Below are 17006 nucleotides of genomic sequence, written 5' to 3'. Positions count from 1 at the left end.
TCCACAGTGGTAAATTATTCTTATACATTTCCCAATTTGTCCTAGGCTGTGACAGTGGAGGAGCGCTCCCGACCCGACATGCGACCCACCCTGCGCCTCGCGTTGGCGATGCGCGGCGGCGTGAGTCTGGCCGTGTGGATCAGCGGGGCGATGGCGGAGGTCGACCTGTTGCGCCGCGCCCGCCCAGGGGAGGCGTTCGAGGCCGGGACCCCCCTGTCGGTGTACCGGCACCTGCTCGACCTCGCCGGGTACCGCGACGTGGAGATCGACGTCCTCGCCGGAGCCAGCGCCGGCGGGCTCAACGCCGTCGTGTACGGCACGGCCCAGTCCTGCGGCCAGACCCTCGACGGCCTGCACGGCCTGTGGCGCGAGGTCGCCCACCTGCCCAAACTGATGCGCCCGGTCGAGAAGCGGCCGGGCCGGCGGGCACTGTCCCTCCTCCGTGGTGACGAGTACTTCTACCCCCGCATCCGCGACCGGCTGTCCGCATTCGTGACCGACCCGAAGTCCGACCCGGACGCGCCCGGCGGAGCGCACCTGGTGATCTCGCTGAGCGCGACCCTGCTGCCGCGCAACGGCGGCAACGGCCGGCCCGAGGCCCGCGAGCCGGGCACGGACGAGGGCCGCGCGTGGTTCTCCTTCGCACGGCGGCCCACCGTCAGCGGGTCGGCCCTGACCGATCTTCCGCTGCACCTGACCGACCTGCAGGCCGACCGGGTGGACTGGAACACCTTCCTGGTGGAGCGGCTCGCACTCGCCGCCCGCTCCACCTCGTCGTTCCCGGCAGCCTTCGAACCCGCCAACGTGCCGTCCGCGACGCCGTTCGCGCGCCGGATCGCGCGGTGGCGGCCGTCGAAGCGGGAGCGCCAGGCTGGCAGGGTCGCCATGCCGTACCTCACCGACAGCCTGTCCCTCGCCCGGGAGTACGAGGGCGACCCCTTCGCGATCATGGACGGTGGCGTGTTCGACAACATCGCCATCGCCCGGGCGCTGCGCGCCATCGCCGACTCCCCCGCCGACCGTCCCACCCAGCGCAGGCTCCTCTACTTCGATCCCGACCCGGGAAAGCCGGCGACGGGTACGGTCGGGGAGTCCGAGATCAGCGCGTACACCGTGCCCCGTCTCCTGATCCGGCTGATCGGCATGCGCGCCGCCGGAAAAAGCGTCCGCGACGACCTCGACGTGCTGCGCGAACACAATGAGCAGGCGTCGCGGCGCAAGGCCGACTGCGACGCGTTCACCCACCAGCTCCGCGACCTGACAGCCACGTGCGGCGTCCCGGCGGCGGCGATGACGCGGTGCGACAGCGGGTACGTCGCCTACGCGAGAAGTCGGGCCGGCAGGGACCTCCCCCGGCTCACCCTGCTGCTGCGCCGTCCCCTGCAGGTCGTCAGCGACCAGGCGTGGTTCGCGTGGGTGCCCACCGGATGGAGCACCGACAAGTACGGGGAGCAGGCGATCGCGTTTCGCACGCCGTACCTGCAGGCGTGCAGCGACCCGGTCCGGGCGTTCGCCACCCACGGGGACCTGACGGCCCTCTACGAGGTCGCCGACTTCCTGGTGTCCTGGGTCCGCGCGATCGAACTGTTCGTCTCCGACCACGTGTCCGCGCCCGGGTGGGAACCCGACGAGGAACACCTGGCGCGGTTGACCGAGGTGAAGCGGAAACTCTACCGGGTGCGCTTCGTCGCCCGGACACTCCGCGACCTCGCCGACCACGAGTTCGCCACGACGCCCTCGCCGCGGATCACCAAGCAGTGGTTCGGGCGGGCGATCGACCGGGGCCACGTCCGCGAGAGCCAGTTCGGTCTGTCCCAGGAACTGGTCGCGGCACTCGACGGGGAGGTCGACGACGCGGCGTTCCACGACGCCTACGCCGCGCATCTCACCGACCCGACCCGGGGTGGCACCGCCCTGACGCTCCTGTGGGACCACCTGGGCGCCCACCGCGCCACGGTCACCGAACTGTCGCCGAACCTGCCCGCGCCACCCGACCGCGGCGACCCCACCTACGTGGCGGCCCGCGGCTGGGCGGAGTCGCCCTTCCAGCTGCTCCGCCAGTTTCCCGGGCTGGCGCCCCGTCCCCAGGACCTCGGCCCGCTGTACGCCCCGGCGGGCGGGCTCCCGCAGAGTACCCAATTCGTGCAGTTCTCGATCTTCGGCGCGGACGCGTGCTCACCGCTGACCGACACGCTCGTCGACCTGCGCAGCACCGTCGGCCACGGCTGGGCCGCCGGCATGCTCGACGGCCGGATGCCCGACCTCACCAGATCCTGGCTGGACTCCGACAGCAAGCTCGCCGGCAACCAGCTCTTCAACTTCGCCGGCTTCCTCAGCGCACGGTGGCGGTCCAACGACTGGATGTGGGGCCGGGCGGACACCGCGGCCAACGTGGTCGAGATGCTCGTCACCGACTGCCTGACCCGGCCCACGAGGTCGGACGGGACACTTCTCGCCTCGGCCGCGCAGAAGGCCGACGCGTTGGCCACAGAGGTGGGTGCGGGATTCATGGCGGACGGATCGTGGCCCAGCGCCAAGATCCGCAACCTCGCCGACAGGGTGAAACGCCACCTGCAACTCAAGGCCATCGACCCAGTGCTCCCGTGGGCCACCGGCCGCGACGACCCCGCCGGGGCACCCGGCAAGCCGCAGGAACTCTCGACCCTGACCACCGGAGCGGAGACCCCCGTGGTTCTCGGCCCGTGCTACCGCGGCCGCCTCGTCACCGGCCTGGGGCTGGTCGCGCTCCGGGCCGCGTGGCCGAGCCGCAAGGCCGGCTTCCTCGGCCTCGTGGCCCAGATCGCCATGTCCGTGATCCGGCCACTGCCCACACTGGCCCTGCTGTGGGGACTGCCGGCCCGCGGCGCCCTGGTGTCGGCGCTCGGCCTCGGCACGCTCGCCGTCGCCCAACGCAACGACTCCCACCTCCGCAGCGTCGACCTCTTCCTGCGGTACGCCGTGATCGTGGCGGTGCTCGTGCTCGGGCCGGCCGCCCTGTTCGTCCGGGCGAGCAAGGGCCGGGGAAACCTGGCGGACGTGCGGGCGCAGCTCCCGCCCCCGTCCGCGACACCCGACACCACGCCCGGTTGCCGGCGCCCCGCCTGGATGGCGATCGACCCGGACGCGCGCCGCCTCGCGGGCGAAGCCGCCGATCGCGCGACCAGGGTGTCGGCGTACAGGCGGATGTCGGTGTGGCTCGTCTCCGCCGCGCTCGTCATCGCCGTCGCCGCCATCACCGTTCTCGTCACCGCGGTGGAGTCCCCCACCGCGCTCGTGTGGGCGACCGTCGAGGTGACGCACGACCCGATGCACACCAGCCACCTGTCGAACTGGGTGGACACGGGCGGGTGGGCGTCGATCCTGGCATGGGTGGCCCTGCTCGGCGGGATCGTGGTGACGGGCGCACGGCTCGCGGACAGCCACCTGCGCAAGCGCACCGGGAACCGGGGCGCGCCGCGCGGGCCGCTGGTGATCTGGTGCGCGGTGCTGCTGGTCCTGGCGGCCGCCGCCGCCGTGCCGCACGTCCACGGCCGAGTCGGTGCCGGGACCGCGTTCCTCGCCGGGGCGGTGCTCGTTTCGGTCCTCGTGCTCAGTTCCACCCTCGACTGGATACGGTGGTCCTGGCTGCTCTTCGCGCTTCCGGCGGCCCTCGCCGTCTACGCCGTGATGTGGAAGGTCGCGCCGCTGATCAACTGGGGGGCCGACGTCGGCACGGCGCTGATGCTCGGGTTCGCGGCCTTCGCCCTCTCGCACGCCTACCTGACCACGGTGTTCGCGCCAGCGCGCAGGATCGGCCCGGACGCGGAGTGACGGCCGCCGGTGGCAGACCACCAGCTATCGCCCGGGCTTGCCCTGGTTGGGCGTCAACGCCGGCCTCCCGCGATGGCACAACGGGCAGAGTGCGCGACCGGTGGACGGCCGGATGAGCGCGCCAGCGGGATAGCCGTGGATGCAGTCCGGGGCAGTGCGGCGTCGGTCCTCGAAATCCGCGGCGTTCTTCGCGTCGTCGTGGCGGTGTCCGTGCAGGCTGGCGTGGTGGCGGCGGAGATCGCTGTCGGGGATGGCCCGCAGGTACGCGCCGAGCGAGTGGGTGATGTGGTTGTCGGCGCGGATCTTGGCGATGATCGCGGCGGCTTGCCGCTCGTCAGCCCCGGTGGCCTCGACGACGCGGCGGATGTCGGCCGGGCTGGCGGGGCCTGATGGTGAAGAGATGGATGGTAGTTCTTCTAGTGGTGGAGTTCCGACGTCGACACTACCGACACCCCCGTTCCCGGCCCGGACGTGACTACCGTGGTTCCGCCCCGGAACCAATGGTGGAACTACCGTGGTCCCACCAGGCGGAACTACCGTAGTCCCCGTTATCGGGGTCTCCGGGGAATCAGGGATGGCCAGGCGGTACACGGTCGGGCGACGATGTACCCGCTGCACCACCACCAACCATCCGCCGGCCTCCAGGTCGTCGAGGATCGCTTTCACCTTGCTACGCCTGCGGATACCGGCCGCGGCCTGCAACCGGTCGTAGGTGAGCCAGGCCAGATCCGCTTCGGAGGACTTGTCACCGCGAATGTCTCGCGCGTGACGGGCGTAGATCTCCGCCACCGCCTTGTGATCGGCGGTCAACACCTCCGACTCCCACACCGCGTCGCGGTACCCGTCACGAAACCATCGCGGCACGCTCACCGGACCACTCCCCCACGCCGTGCCGTTGACCGGCCCCGGCACTGGGCACCCTTGAAAACTTCTCCTACGCGCCCGCGGCGGGCGACAGCGTCCATGAATTCCACGACGCTGATCAACGCTCCACTTCGCCGAAACGTCAAGCCGACACCCGGCAGCGCACAGCTGCGGTCAGCGCCGGCGCCGAGGTTCCCTGCCAGCCGACCTCTACACCGCGCTGCGAGCGTCGAACGATCCGTCCGTGTTGCGACGTCTACTAAAACCCGCCCCGTCGCCGGCTGGTCCATTCTCAGGAGTCGGCCAGAGCGGGCTGTCAACGGTCCGAACTGATCGCGACGGTAGCAATTCACGACGCCTCACGAGGAACAAACGGCCGAAGCCTTAAAGCAGCTGTTCGAACGTGCCGTCAATTTTGCCGCACCCTTCGAGAATCATGATTCCTTCGAAGGTGCGGCATACCTCTTTCTATCCAATTATCGACAGGCGGATATCCTGGTGAACTGGATTCGCTTTTGGGCATCTGGGTCGCCCACCGTGAGGAACAAACCGACCCTTCCGAAATTGTCCCGCTCCGCGCCAATTCCATAATCGACCGTGCTGGCAGGAAAGTCGAGCTTGACGGAAGTACCATACCCAAAGTCAGACATACGCCAACTCCCGTCTCCAGATAATTTGGCGCCGCTTTCTAGGTCTGGGAAGTCCTTGGCGACAAAGGAATCGTCACGATTCAACACAAGATGAGTCCCGGCACCTGATGCCCATGCTCCACAGACGGCATCAGCCCCTATGGGTATCAAAGAATGCAGCACGACAACCCAGCAGCACGTCAACGTTATGAAGACGGAACTGACGGCAACTGACCAGATCCACAACTTATCACGACGGGACTGCCGAGCTGCTTCAGTCATCGAGCGGTCCTTTGCCGTAACTCAACGTGTTGTAACACCGCTGGAGGATAGTTAGAAGCGGAGTGTAATGGTCTGCCTCTGGTCCGGCAAGTCGCTCTTCCACATATATACATTCTTCGCGGCCAAGAGGCCAGCCCCTTGCAAAAACACCCATCATTGATTCCATAAATCGCCCACCACCGGGCTCTTCATAGTTGGGCATGTAACCGATTCCCGGGGTCCGCGTCAACGACTGCTTGGTAGTGGTGTTTGTGATTGTTACTTCCAGGCCCCCGGGAGACCGCTCCGCGCAAGCTCCTGGCTACGCTCGCACCGTGACCGCCACATGGGAACCCACGATGGCGGGCGTGCTGCGACTGCCCTCGGGCCGGCTCGTCCGCGGCCGTGGCCTGAGCAGGCCGCTCCCCCAAGGCCCGCAGCCCACCTTCGCGCTCTACCTGCTGGGCCACCGGCCACCGCCCGCCGCCTGGGAAAACCGCTGGCTCCGCTGGCCCGACTTCTGGCTGCCGTCCGACCACACCACAACCGCCGACGCGCTGCGCGAGGCATGGGCACGCGCCGAGACCGAACGCATCGAGATCGCCTGCGCCGGTGGACACGGACGAACCGGCACCGCGCTGGCCTGCCTCGCCGTGCTCGACGGGATACCCAACCGAGAGGCGGTCGCCTACGTCCGGGAGCACTACGCTCCACGCGCCGTCGAGACACCCTGGCAACGCCGCTTCGTCTCCCGCTTCCAGTAGCGGCACCACTCATCAGCCACAAACACGAGGCGCTTCACCAAACCGGCGAAGCTTCCCGGCCATCAGCACAGATGCGTAGGTGCGGTTTGTCAAGGACAGGAAGGGGCGACGTCCCGGTTCATGATCCGGGGCGTGTTTAGGGTGTTCTGGCGCTATGGGTCCTGGGCGGACGGCGGCGGATGAGGTCGGATCCGTGGGTGTCTAGTCGCGTGCTGGCGCATTCGCTGATCTTCTTCTTGCGCGCTACGTGAACTGCAAGATCGACGAGTCCTGGTGCGGGTGCCGCCGCCACCGCGCTGAGGTGACGGCAGCTTGTTCCACGGTTACTTCATGGAGACGTGGTGGTAGACCGACGGAGACTCGCCGGACCAGAAGTCGTAGCCCCAGTCGTTGAGGCCCCAGATGGGGCAGCTTTTGGTCTGGCTGGCGCCGGCGGCGGTCAGCGTGTCGCCGAACTTCCACGTCGTGTTGTCATTGCACAGTGCGTACGGCCGGACTCTCCACGCGCAGGTGTCGCTCGCCACGTGCAGAGTAAAGGTGGTCCATCCCGGCGAACCTGACGCGGAGATGTTGCAGTTCGCCCCCGGGTCGGAGGCCATGGCCGGGGAGCTGGACACGGCTGCGACACCGATCGAGGACATCAGCGCCGCCGCGCACACCACGGCAGCTATTTTGAGCTTGAGATTCATCGGTACCCATCCCGTTGTCGTCATATTCGTGGCGAGCGCCACCCGCAGACATCGCATCACCCGAGCCCGGCTGAAGACAGTTCTGCGCCGTCCGGGTCCGTCCAGGTCCGCCCGGGAGGCGGGGTGCAGACCAGCCGACGCTGTGGATGCGTGTTCCCCGCGCTCGAGCACGCCGGGGTCCTGGCGGCGGTGTCCGCCGCAGTCGAGATGCCGACTGGGTCCGACTGCTCGTCGAGAACCACGCCCAGCAACTCGCCCGACAGGCCGACGCAACAACATCCCGGACCACCACCGAGCATGGAACTGGCCAACTGAAGCGCTCAGTCACAGGCAACGTCCCGTTCTCGAGGTGGCGCGCCGCCTTGACATGTACGTACAGGTGTTCGAGGCTTTGGGGGTGGAGATGACGACGGTCGCGCACTGGTGAAACGGCCTCCTTGAGGACCACGAACGGGCCGAGGTGATCGTGCGGCTGCACCCGAACGGCACCTTCGAGGTGCAGGTGACCATCGCCGGCCGCGACGCCCTCGTCGAACACCTCACCCCGGGCCAAGGCCGACGCCCTGGCCGCAGAGCTCACCGCCAAACCCGGCTGGGTCCAGGTCCAGGCGGTCCGCGCGTGAGCCGCAGCGACCCTGACCGGGTCGCCACCGCCGGCCTGATCGGCATGGCGATCAACCGCGTGCACCGCCGCGTCGACCCGCACCAGGCCGCCGGGGAACTGGCTGAGCGTGCCGCAGGGCGCCTCGACTTACTGGCTGCTGCCGCCACGCACTGGCGAGGGCGGGCCGCAGGCTCCGGGGAGGACCCGGCGGCGTGCAACGCAGCCGCCGCACTCCTCGACGCCGCCGGACACCCAGCCGAGCTTGACGTGAGCTAGTTGTGCGTCTGCCGGAGCTTGGTTACACCTGGGTCTGGGTTTCTGTTTGAGTCGCTCGTACGGGGTTTGGCCGGCCAGGCCGCCGTACGGGCGGTGGTAGTTGTAGTAGTCCTCCCATTCCTGGAGCTTGTCGTTGAACACGCCGGCGTCGTCGAGGCCTACCTCCTGGTATCGGCGTTGCCACTTGTAGAAGCAGTTCCTGCTGATGCCGTAGTACCGGCAGGTCTGCGCGACACTGCCTGTGACCTCTTCGACGTGGCGTAGGACCGCCAGGCGCCGCTGCGCCTGACGATCCGACTGCAGTTGTAACGACGGGGGCATGAAATCTCCAACGATCGAAGACCCCATCACCAAGCAGTTCTTTAGCTAGTTCTCCGCTGACGGCACGGCGAACGTCGTCAAACGTCAAGCCTGCCGGATCCGAAGGTGGCCGCAGGTCGTGGGGTGCCGGCGGCGCTGGAGTGGGTCGTCGGTGACGTCGGCGTGGGCCGGGTTCCTGGGCCGTGTGACATCGACGGATGACCGGTTCCTGTCTACGCCGTCGGGGACCTCGCCGGTGTCCAATAAGTAGTGCCCTAGATCCGTTCCGGCCTCTCCGCAGCCATTGCCGCCTGGCGGTCCTCCCTGCGCGTCAGCCTCATCCGACAACTCCAGCTCCAGCCGCCCGGCGAGCCTCCCCACGCACACCCATGGTCCCTGTTGGTGGTGATCGGGGCATCAGTGTGCCCATGGCGGCGATCGTGGGCAAGGCCGTTGTGTCCTGGCACCTTCGTGCCAGGCACGTTGGGGACAGCTCGTAGCTAGTGACAGTCCTATCGGTCCTCCGGCAGGCTTATGCACATCGGAAGCGCCGCGAGAGAACCGGGGCGAAACGCCGGTAAGCCAATCAATTAGCCAATTACGTCAACGGGTGGAGTCTGTCCATGTCCAGGATCGTCGCATTGTTCCTCACCGCCGCTGCCCTCACCGGCCTCGGCGTCGGCGTCACCACGGCGGTGAGCCCGGACCACTTCACCCGCCCGGCCACTGTCGCCGACGGCTACGGGGCTGAGCCATGACGGGAACCGCCATGCACCTGATCACCCTCACCCTCACCAGGCCCGCCACGGAGGAGACCACCCCCGACCCGGTCGCGATCACCGACTTGCTGTGGAGCCACGCCAGACCCGAGAACCACGTCGAGCACCTGCGGGTTCGCGCCGGACCCGACGGCATCGACCTGGCGGTCTTCGTCCTTGCCGAGGACGAAGGCACCGCACTCCTGACCGCACGCGACCTGTGTACCCGAGCCCTCCGCGGCACCCCTGGGCTCGCCGACTGGCATCTGGTCGACTGACCCGAAGGACACCCCGACACCATGAGACGACTCGCGATGCTAGCCCTGGCCAGCATCGGTACCGCGCTGGCGTTGACCGCCTGCGGCTCCCCGAACAGCGACCAGGCAACTGCACCCACCGCCACACACGGCACCCCGACGGCCGGCGCGGTACAGCCCAGCCAGTCAGTCAGACCGCCCACAATCCAGGCCACGACGCAGGACGCCCGACCCACTCCCACGACCACTACTCCCGCGTGTCCAGTGACAGCAGAGGTGCTGGTCCCCGCATTGAAGAACAGCGCCGGGGACTTCTACTCCCGGGCCGGCAAGCCGGCGGCGATGGAGGCCGTGGTCTGCGCCGGCGACTACTCCGTAGCCAGAACGGTCTCCGACGGCACCACCCAGCCGTCCCGGGTGCTGTTCCGGCACGCCGCCGGGACCTGGCAAGCGATCAGCCTTGGCTCCGCCCACTACTGCACCGCCGAAGTACCCGCCGACATCGCAGCCCAGCTTCCCGGCTGCTCCTGACCATCCCTCACCACACAGAAGGACACCTCTCCCATGAACACGTACGTTCGCCGTGCCCTCGCGGGCCTCGTCGCCGCCACCGCCCTGACCGGTAGCCTGCTCGCCGCCGTCACTCCGGCCCACGCCTCGTTCACCTCCAGCCTCGGCGGCTCGATCAGCCGCTCCGAGGTGATCGAACGCGCCCAGTACTGGGTCGACCACCAGCCCGGCGACTACAACCAGGGCGCGAGCTCACCCGGCCCGACCGGGGACCGCAACTACCGTCGCGACTGCTCCGGATTCGTCGACATGGCCTGGCACCTCAACTCCGACCCCAACACCCAGGGCCTGCCCGGCGTCTCCACCGAGATCGCCCGCACCGACCTACAGGCCGGCGACATCCTCGACAGCTACTACGACCACGTGATCCTGTTCAACGCCTGGGAGGCCGACCACGTCCACTACTCCTACTACGCCTTCGGCGCGACCCCGGTGCACTTCGTGCCCCGAGCCTCCATCAACGACACCGAAATCGACAGCCACCCCAACGGCGACTACAAGGCGTACCGGTACAACAAGATCATCGACGACACGGCCGTCAAGAATGTTCAGATCCGTGAGGTCATGGGCGACTGGGATGGCAACGGATCGGCGACGCCGGGCATCTACCGCGACGGCGTGTTCCAGCTGCGGAACAGTAACTCCACCGGTGTCTCCGACGTCTCCTTCACATGGGGCAATGTCGGGAACTGGATCCCGATCGCCGGCAAGTGGGGCGGCGGCTCGGAGACCAAGGTGGGGCTGTACGACCCGGCCACCTCGACGTTTCACCTGCGCTGGACCAACACCCCGAACGACAACCGGGAGACCACCGTCCAGTGGGGCAACCCCGGCTGGATCCCCATAGCCGGCAACTGGGCCGGTGACGCGGAGGGAACCAAGATCGGTATCTATGACCCGAGCACCGGTACCTTCCACCTGCGCTGGACCAACACTCCGAACGACACCCGGGAGACCACCGTCCAGTGGGGCAACCCCGGCTGGATCCCGCTGGCCGGCAACTGGGGCGGCGGCGCCGTCGACAAGATCGGCGTGTACGACCCGGCCACCTCGACGTTCCACCTGCGCTGGACCAACACCCCGAACGACAACCGGGAGACCACGGTGAAGTACGGTCCCGGCGGCGGCGGCTGGACGCCACTGGCCGGCAACTGGGGCGGCGACGGCACAGGCGCCAAGATCGGCACGTTCGAGCCGGCCACCGCGAACTTCAACCTACGTTGGACGATCGACCCGGCCGACGAGCGCAGCTCGACGTTCGGCTACGGCAACCCCCGCCCGTAACCACCCAACAGATGGTGCCCCGCCGGCTTGCCGGCGGGGCACCATCTCGGCCGACCTCACACCAGCGGCCGTAGCCGCTGGCACTCGATGACCGTGGCACTGCGCCGGCCGCCCCAGCCGGTGGTGCGCAAGTGGTCCTTGGCCGTGCGCGGGGGCTGGAGCCATGCCATCACCATGCCCGGCGTCACCCGCGACATGATCGACCGCTTCGTGCACGACATCACCGTCGCGGCCAACACGGGCGCGTACCTCTGGGCGGTCACCCTCGCCGCGTGAACAATCCCGAACCCGCCCGGCTGCAACCCCGCAGGAGGGCTCGTGCACTCCAGGATCATCACGACGGCAGCCACAACCGCCCTCGCCGCACCGGCGCTCACCCCGACCGGCTGGCGCACAAAGGACAACCCCGCACCCACATGGCAAACCGGGCTGAAAGGAGGATTCCATGGCACGGGGCAGACCGTATCCACTGCAAGTGCGTCGACGCGCGGTAGAGATGTACGCGGAGATCCGCATGGAGCACCGATCCGACACCTCTGCCCACGCCACCGTAGCTCGCAACCTCGGAGTCAAATCTGCCGAGTCCGTCCGCGCCTGGGTCCGCCAAGACGAAGCCGAGGGTCGAAGCCTGAACCAAAACCCCCGCACCGCAGTCGACTGGGCTCATGAACTACGGAAAGAGAATGTCGAATTGCGCCGTGTGAACGAGGCTCTCAAGACCGTCGTCGCCGAATTGGTGGCGGATCTCAGACGATCACGAGTACACACCGCCGTCGACCAAACGGCGCGCATGTTAACGACGGCGCTCCCGACTCAACGACCCAACGCCCACTGTGGCGGAGCGACAAGTATTCCGCCGTGAACCGCTTATCCTCGATGATCCTGGTTGGCGGGAACACTTCGACCAGTGCCCTGAAGATCAGGCCCGCCCGCGCGGGCAGCGTTGCCAGCCGCGCTGACCGGTCAGCCCGGCGGCAAGCCGGTCGGCGTGGTCTGCGGTGAGCAGGTCGGCCAGCGGGGGCCGGTCGGCGACGGTGGTCGGGAAATTTGTTGGCCGGGTCGTCCAACCGAATCGCCTCGCCGTCGGGTACTAGGTTCACACCGATCGAGGGAGGGCACGGCGGGATGACGGCCGGCACGGGGTTTGACGAGTTCGTGATCACGCGGTCACAGCGCCTGATGCGGTTGGCGTTGCTGCTGACGCGTGATCACGCGGCGGCGGAGGATCTGGTGCAGACGGCGCTGGTGAAGGCGTGGTCGGCGTGGCGGCGGATCGACGAGGACCCGGAGCCGTACGTGCGCCGGGTGCTGGTCAACACGTTCAACTCGTGGTGGCGGCGGAGGTGGACCGCTGAGCATCCGACGGCGGTGCTTCCGGAACGGGCCTGGTCTGGTGCGCAGGGCGAGGTCGAGGACCGCGACGAGGTGTGGCGGGCGTTGACCCGCCTGCCCCGGCAGCAGCGGGCGGTGCTGGTACTGCGGTACTTCGAGGACCTGTCCGAGGCGCAGATCGCCGAGACCCTGGGCGTGTCAGCCGGGGCGGTGAAGAACTACGCGGCCAAGGGGCTGGCCAAGCTCCGCCTCGACCCGACCCTGCGCGAGCTGCCCGAACCGCACCTGACGGAGCAGCCGGCCGGCACGCAGCGGCTCGTCGCGGTTCGGGGCCGCATCGACCGGCGCCGGCGGCTGGCCGTGGTCGGGGTGGTCGCGGCGGTGGTACTCGCCGTGGTGCTCGGGGTGCTCGTCACGCCCCGGGTCAACACGTCGATGCCACCGGCCGAACGGCGGATCGGCGGGTTCGCCGAGTACCACGACGGCTACCACGTCGTCGCTGTGGGCAAGGGCACGGTGACCGGGCCGGTGACAGTCACCTGGGTCCCGGCCAGCCTCGACGTCGGGTTCTTCTTCCACTGCACCCGGCCGGAGAAGGAGGACCTGCACGTGACGTTCTCCACGGTCTTGTTCGACGGCAAACCGGCCCCGCACGGCGTGACGTGCAACGTCAACGAACCCGACAACGGCTACACGTACTACACACAGGCCGAGCTGGCCCCGCTCAAGCTCCGGCTCGGTGAACCGGTCACCGTCACCCTCACAGACCCGGTGCCCTACGACGCACACGGCGGCACGCATCCGGTCCCGGCGACCGTCCCGACCGACGTCAACGTCGCCGTCGCCCTCGGCGAGCCGGTGCCGTTCGAGCAATACCCGCTACCGGCCCGGCCCGCGCACCTCACACCGCTGGACAAGCGCCTGCCGTCCGAGCTCAACTACACCGTCCTGTCCGCGGACAACCCCAGCGCCACCGTCTCATGGGGCCATCTCACGGTCGTGTATCACACACAGGCGCCCGGCCAACTGCTCCTCAGCGTCAACGGCACCCTGACACAGACCCAGACCTGGTGGGACTACAAAGCCTCCGGACACGTCAGAGACCTGAGGTCAGGGCCCGGATACGACTACGAGGGACCCGCCGTCCCCGACATTCCGCCGGGCACCCCGGTCACCATCACCATCGAGGCCCGGTACCTGACCGGCGACTGGTACGTGGAGATATACCCCAACAACTAAGCACACGACCAGTCCAGTACGGAGCGGCGGCGGTTAGGAGTAATTGGGCGTCGGTGGTGGAGTATCCGTAGGACTCGCCGAGCCAGTGGAGCATTTCTTCGAAGGCCAGGCGCATGGCGTCCTACTGGGACATCGAGGTCAACCTCGCCGGCGCCACCCCCACTGACCTCAACATGAACCACTGCCGCCTCAACACCGCCTGGTTCACCGGTGTCTCCAGGTTCGGCAGCGTGACGTTCACGGGGGACGCCTGGTTCACCCAGGCGACCTTCACCGGGGACGCGCTGTTCGACAGTGCGACCTTCACTGGGAACGCCTGATCCAACAGGGCGACCTTCATGGAGATGCCGGGTTTCATCGAGCGACCTTGACCACGGGCGGTGCCAAGTTCCGCGAGGCGCGGGCGGTTGAAGACCCCCCGGATCGTCGCGGCGCTGGTGGCCACAAGGGTGGGTAACTGGTACGGCGGTCGACGGGTGGCATCCGCTGGTTGAGGTCCCCGCAGCGGAGGGCGCGGCCGGCGCGGAGCCGACGCAGAGTTTGTCTTGAAACATCCCCAGTTCCCCACTCGGCCCTAGTAGTGCTTCGTCATGATCTGGGGTGTTGGTCGTTTGTAGTGTATGGATGTCCGTGAGGGTGACCGGCTTCGTGCCGATCTTGAGGGGTTCGTGGGTGAGGTGTTCGCGTCGTTGACGCGGAGGGGTTGGCAGGATCGTTCGGCGGCGTACCTGGTCGGGTTGATGACGGATGGTCGGCGTAAGTCTGTGCAGCCGATGGCGGCTCGTCTGGGTGAGGTCAATGAGCAGTCGTTGCAGCATTTCCTGGCGAACACGCCGTGGGATCCGGTGCCGGTGCGGGCGGCGATCGCCCGGCGGATGTATCCGGTCGTTCAGCCTGCGGGCTGGGTGGTCGATGACACCGGTTACCCGAAGTCCGGGACTTCGTCGCCGTGTGTGGCCCGTCAGTACTCCGGCACGTTGGGTAAGACGGGAAACTGTCAGGTGTCCACGACCGTGCACCTGGCCTCGGATGAGGCGTCGTGTCCGGTGAACTGGCGGTTGTTCGTGCCCGAGTCGTGGGATCCGGGCTCGGTGAAGGCTCCTTCGGACATCGCCCATCGCCGGGCGCGGTGCGCGTTGCCCGAGGCGGAGGTCCACCGGGAGAAGTGGCGGCTGGCCCTGGACGCGATAGACGAGATCCTTGACTGGGACATCCCGGTGCCGCCGGTTCTTGTGGCTGATTGCGGCTACGGGAGCAACGCGTACTTCCGGCACGGTCTGACTCAACGCGGGATCCGTTACGCGGTGCAGGTCGCCGAGGATCTGCGGGTCCTGCCTGCCGGGGCGGTGCGCACCACGGTGCCCTACAGCGGGCTGGGACCGCGGCCCCTGGCCGTCTATCGCGACGAGCCGGTCACGGTCAAAGCCTTCATCACAGCCCGGGGACACCGAGCCGCTGTTCGAGTGGCCTGGCGCATCGGATCGAAGATGCGGCACGGACGACACCGGCCGATGGCCTCAAGGTTCGTCTTCACCCGGGTGCGACCGGCCGGCGTCGCCTCCCGGCGGCTCCACAAAGGCCAGGACCTGCCCGAGGTCTGGCTCATCGCCGAATGGCCCGCCAGCGCGAAAGAACCGACCCGGTACTGGCTGTCAGACCTGCCCGCCGCGATGGGCCGCAGCAAGCTGATCGCGGCCTGCAAGCTCCGCTGGCGCGTCGAGCACGACTACCGCGAACTCAAGACCGGCCTGGGCCTGGATCACTACGAAGGCCGCAAATGGGCCGGCTGGCACCACCACGTCACCCTCGTCGCCGCAGCTCACGCCTTCTGCACCCTGCAACGACTACACCCAAAAGTCCACGCGCCGGCCTGACCCTCTACGGCGTGCTCCGCGACCTGCAAGCACTCCTCGCCCGCCTGACCGGCGCATGCCCCACCTGCCAAACCCGTTTCCCTACAACAAGACCCCGCGAAAAACCCAGATCATGACGAAGCACTACTAGTGCGGTGATCAGACCCAGGACGTCAGACCACCCCCGCGCGATGGTCAAGTCCGCGTCGTTCAGGAGCGTGGGCCGCCTCCCCCATCGCGACGCCTCCGATTCCCAGGAATTGCCTACCCGGAGACAGTGCGGCCCTTGTTGAGGAGCTCGTTGATGATCGCCCCCTGCGCGGGCATGACCCGACTGTGCGGCAGGAGAACGCCTAGAACGTCAGCCAAGGTGCGGAGTTGGGTATCAACGGTCGCCTCGACCAGTTGGCTGAACGCCCGGATGGCGCTGCTGGCCCGCAGCCAGGCAGTCACCGACAATCCGAGCGCAATCAACAGGCCTGGCCACCAGAGTTCGGCCACGGCGAGCGCGAGGTAGGGCAAGGCCCAAGCGGCTCGAATCGTCGCTGACGCGTATCGATCCCATGCCGCCTGAATCTCCCTTTTCGCGCCGTCCGGAGTTATCTGCCACAGCCGCGGCCAGACAAGGGCCATCGCGACTCCGTATTCGGCGTTGACATACTGCTCTACCCGCCGAAGGTGCTCGCTTATCCGGGTCGACCACCTAGGGGGCGTGGCACGTCGCCACGGTAGCCATCGGGTCTGGCCGAGCCAGAGCCGAGCGATGCCGATTCCGGCCCACCGCATCAGCAACGCCGTTGCTGCGGCCGAGATCATCACGACAACGAAGAGCGTCGTGCGACCGGCCGCGGTTGGATACTGCTGGTACAGCAGCCGATCGAACCAACCGGCGATAGCTGCTAGGTCAATCGGGCCGTGTCGACCAGGCGAGGCCGCACAGGCCGCAATCGCAAGGAACAGCAAACCCGGTAGCAGCACCGATGCCATCCATCGATCGGAAATCTTCTTGCCCGCCTCGACGAAAAATCCTTCCAGCATCAGTCGGCCGGCTGAGCGATCGGCGTCATCGGCATCCCGTCTGGATCTGACCCGAGGTGACAGAGCGGCCATCGGCCATGTTCGTCCCTGCTGGCCTTCAGGCGGCACCGATCATCCACATTAGGGCAGTGGTAGACACTGTTGACGTGGACTGGACTCCACAGTTGCTCAGTGCCCGCCGAGGATTGACTGTCGCGCGTCGGCTCCGTTTGCCCGCCAAGTTGCCGGAACCCCGATAGCGCGCTGCCGCCCTGACGTATCTGTTGAAAGATCCGGTCCAACAGGTCACGCCAGCCGGCTAGATTGGCAGCCGTGCGCAGTTCGGTGAGATGGCCACACCACCAGGCCCGGGCCCACTGCTCGTCGATCGGGTCTGTCACCGCCATCATCCCACCTGCTTGATCCAGCGGTCGAGGTGCACGTGTCCGGTGACGTCACGCTTTGCCGCTGTTGTCAACCTGCTAGGGCCAAGATTGAT

The 17006-nt window shown here is 67.6% G+C and carries 15 protein-coding genes and 1 pseudogene; 11 read left to right on the top strand and 5 right to left on the bottom strand.

Annotated features, from left to right (window positions below; all coding sequences use genetic code 11):
* Positions 1-54: 54 nt before the first annotated feature.
* Positions 55-3810: a DUF3376 domain-containing protein gene (locus IW245_RS03530; RefSeq protein WP_197001761.1), complete on the top strand. Its 3756-nt coding sequence runs from the start codon at positions 55-57 to the stop codon at positions 3808-3810.
* A gap of 24 nt (positions 3811-3834) precedes the next feature.
* Here IW245_RS03530 and IW245_RS03525 read toward each other — a convergent pair whose 3' ends face one another.
* A complete protein-coding gene (locus tag IW245_RS03525; protein ID WP_197001760.1) occupies positions 3835-4623 on the bottom strand; it encodes a hypothetical protein in 789 nt (262 codons plus the stop codon).
* A 1300-nt stretch (positions 4624-5923) separates the two neighbouring features.
* On the opposite strand from IW245_RS03525, the gene IW245_RS03520 reads away from it, so the two are divergent.
* Positions 5924-6328, top strand: a complete 405-nt coding sequence (locus IW245_RS03520) for a protein-tyrosine phosphatase family protein (RefSeq protein ID WP_197008298.1) — start codon at positions 5924-5926, stop codon at positions 6326-6328.
* A 323-nt stretch (positions 6329-6651) separates the two neighbouring features.
* Here the strand turns inward: IW245_RS03520 and IW245_RS03515 are convergent, their stop codons facing one another.
* A complete protein-coding gene (locus tag IW245_RS03515; protein WP_197001759.1) occupies positions 6652-7017 on the bottom strand; it encodes a hypothetical protein in 366 nt (121 codons plus the stop codon).
* A 619-nt stretch (positions 7018-7636) separates the two neighbouring features.
* Here IW245_RS03515 and IW245_RS40240 point away from each other — a divergent pair.
* Positions 7637-7897: a hypothetical protein gene (locus IW245_RS40240; protein WP_231398640.1), complete on the top strand. Its 261-nt coding sequence runs from the start codon at positions 7637-7639 to the stop codon at positions 7895-7897.
* Between the two features lie 210 nt (positions 7898-8107).
* Here IW245_RS40240 and IW245_RS42585 read toward each other — a convergent pair.
* Positions 8108-8218 (bottom strand): annotated as a pseudogene (locus tag IW245_RS42585) (hypothetical protein); the annotation flags it as partial.
* A 602-nt stretch (positions 8219-8820) separates the two neighbouring features.
* Between IW245_RS42585 and IW245_RS41425 the strand changes: the two are divergent.
* The 8 genes from IW245_RS41425 to IW245_RS03475 all read left to right on the top strand — a co-directional run bounded on the left by IW245_RS41425 (position 8821) and on the right by IW245_RS03475 (position 15511).
* Complete coding sequence (locus IW245_RS41425; RefSeq protein WP_267920109.1) at positions 8821-8955, top strand: hypothetical protein; 135 nt, start codon at positions 8821-8823, stop codon at positions 8953-8955.
* Positions 8952-9233 carry a hypothetical protein gene (locus IW245_RS03505; protein WP_197001757.1) on the top strand — a complete coding sequence of 94 codons (282 nt, stop codon included), beginning with the start codon at positions 8952-8954 and terminating at the stop codon, positions 9231-9233. Before IW245_RS41425 ends, IW245_RS03505 begins: the two co-directional genes overlap by 4 nt.
* A gap of 243 nt (positions 9234-9476) precedes the next feature.
* Positions 9477-9743, top strand: coding sequence for a hypothetical protein (locus IW245_RS03500; RefSeq protein ID WP_197001756.1), 267 nt, complete (start codon positions 9477-9479; stop codon positions 9741-9743).
* Between the two features lie 33 nt (positions 9744-9776).
* A complete protein-coding gene (locus tag IW245_RS03495; RefSeq protein ID WP_197001755.1) occupies positions 9777-11066 on the top strand; it encodes a hypothetical protein in 1290 nt (429 codons plus the stop codon).
* A gap of 87 nt (positions 11067-11153) precedes the next feature.
* Positions 11154-11342 (top strand): hypothetical protein, encoded by a 189-nt coding sequence (locus IW245_RS03490; protein WP_197001754.1) that lies wholly within the window; start codon positions 11154-11156, stop codon positions 11340-11342.
* 849 nt (positions 11343-12191) lie between these two features.
* The gene (locus tag IW245_RS03485; protein WP_197001753.1) at positions 12192-13637 is read left to right on the top strand and encodes a SigE family RNA polymerase sigma factor; all 1446 of its coding nucleotides are present in this window, start codon (positions 12192-12194) and stop codon (positions 13635-13637) included.
* Between the two features lie 113 nt (positions 13638-13750).
* Positions 13751-13957 carry a pentapeptide repeat-containing protein gene (locus IW245_RS03480; protein ID WP_197001752.1) on the top strand — a complete coding sequence of 69 codons (207 nt, stop codon included), beginning with the start codon at positions 13751-13753 and terminating at the stop codon, positions 13955-13957.
* Between the two features lie 300 nt (positions 13958-14257).
* Complete coding sequence (locus tag IW245_RS03475; protein WP_197001751.1) at positions 14258-15511, top strand: IS701 family transposase; 1254 nt, start codon at positions 14258-14260, stop codon at positions 15509-15511.
* A 243-nt stretch (positions 15512-15754) separates the two neighbouring features.
* Here IW245_RS03475 and IW245_RS03470 read toward each other — a convergent pair whose 3' ends face one another.
* Positions 15755-16528: a hypothetical protein gene (locus IW245_RS03470; RefSeq protein WP_197001750.1), complete on the bottom strand. Its 774-nt coding sequence runs from the start codon at positions 16526-16528 to the stop codon at positions 15755-15757.
* Positions 16528-16917: a hypothetical protein gene (locus IW245_RS03465; RefSeq protein ID WP_197001749.1), complete on the bottom strand. Its 390-nt coding sequence runs from the start codon at positions 16915-16917 to the stop codon at positions 16528-16530. The genes IW245_RS03470 and IW245_RS03465 overlap by 1 nt, the downstream gene beginning before the upstream one ends.
* Positions 16918-17006: the final 89 nt, after the last annotated feature.

This window comes from Longispora fulva, from assembly GCF_015751905.1.
Taxonomy (GTDB): domain Bacteria; phylum Actinomycetota; class Actinomycetes; order Mycobacteriales; family Micromonosporaceae; genus Longispora; species Longispora fulva.
The sequence above is the reverse complement of the archived record's forward strand: the minus strand, read 5'-3'. Positions and strand labels throughout refer to the sequence as shown.

Bases quoted from the DNA above. Each gene is read 5' to 3' on its own strand.
- IW245_RS41425 (WP_267920109.1), top strand. From the start codon at position 8,821: ATGTCCAGGATCGTCGCATTGTTCCTCACCGCCGCTGCCCTCACCGGC.
- IW245_RS03465 (WP_197001749.1), bottom strand. From the start codon at position 16,917: ATGATGGCGGTGACAGACCCGATCGACGAGCAGTGGGCCCGGGCCTGG.
- IW245_RS03505 (WP_197001757.1), top strand. From the start codon at position 8,952: ATGACGGGAACCGCCATGCACCTGATCACCCTCACCCTCACCAGGCCC.
- IW245_RS03485 (WP_197001753.1), top strand. From the start codon at position 12,192: ATGACGGCCGGCACGGGGTTTGACGAGTTCGTGATCACGCGGTCACAG.
- IW245_RS03490 (WP_197001754.1), top strand. From the start codon at position 11,154: ATGACCGTGGCACTGCGCCGGCCGCCCCAGCCGGTGGTGCGCAAGTGG.
- IW245_RS03470 (WP_197001750.1), bottom strand. From the start codon at position 16,528: ATGCTGGAAGGATTTTTCGTCGAGGCGGGCAAGAAGATTTCCGATCGA.
- IW245_RS03475 (WP_197001751.1), top strand. From the start codon at position 14,258: ATGGATGTCCGTGAGGGTGACCGGCTTCGTGCCGATCTTGAGGGGTTC.
- IW245_RS03495 (WP_197001755.1), top strand. From the start codon at position 9,777: ATGAACACGTACGTTCGCCGTGCCCTCGCGGGCCTCGTCGCCGCCACC.
- IW245_RS03520 (WP_197008298.1), top strand. From the start codon at position 5,924: ATGGCGGGCGTGCTGCGACTGCCCTCGGGCCGGCTCGTCCGCGGCCGT.
- IW245_RS03480 (WP_197001752.1), top strand. From the start codon at position 13,751: ATGGCGTCCTACTGGGACATCGAGGTCAACCTCGCCGGCGCCACCCCC.
- IW245_RS03515 (WP_197001759.1), bottom strand. From the start codon at position 7,017: ATGAATCTCAAGCTCAAAATAGCTGCCGTGGTGTGCGCGGCGGCGCTG.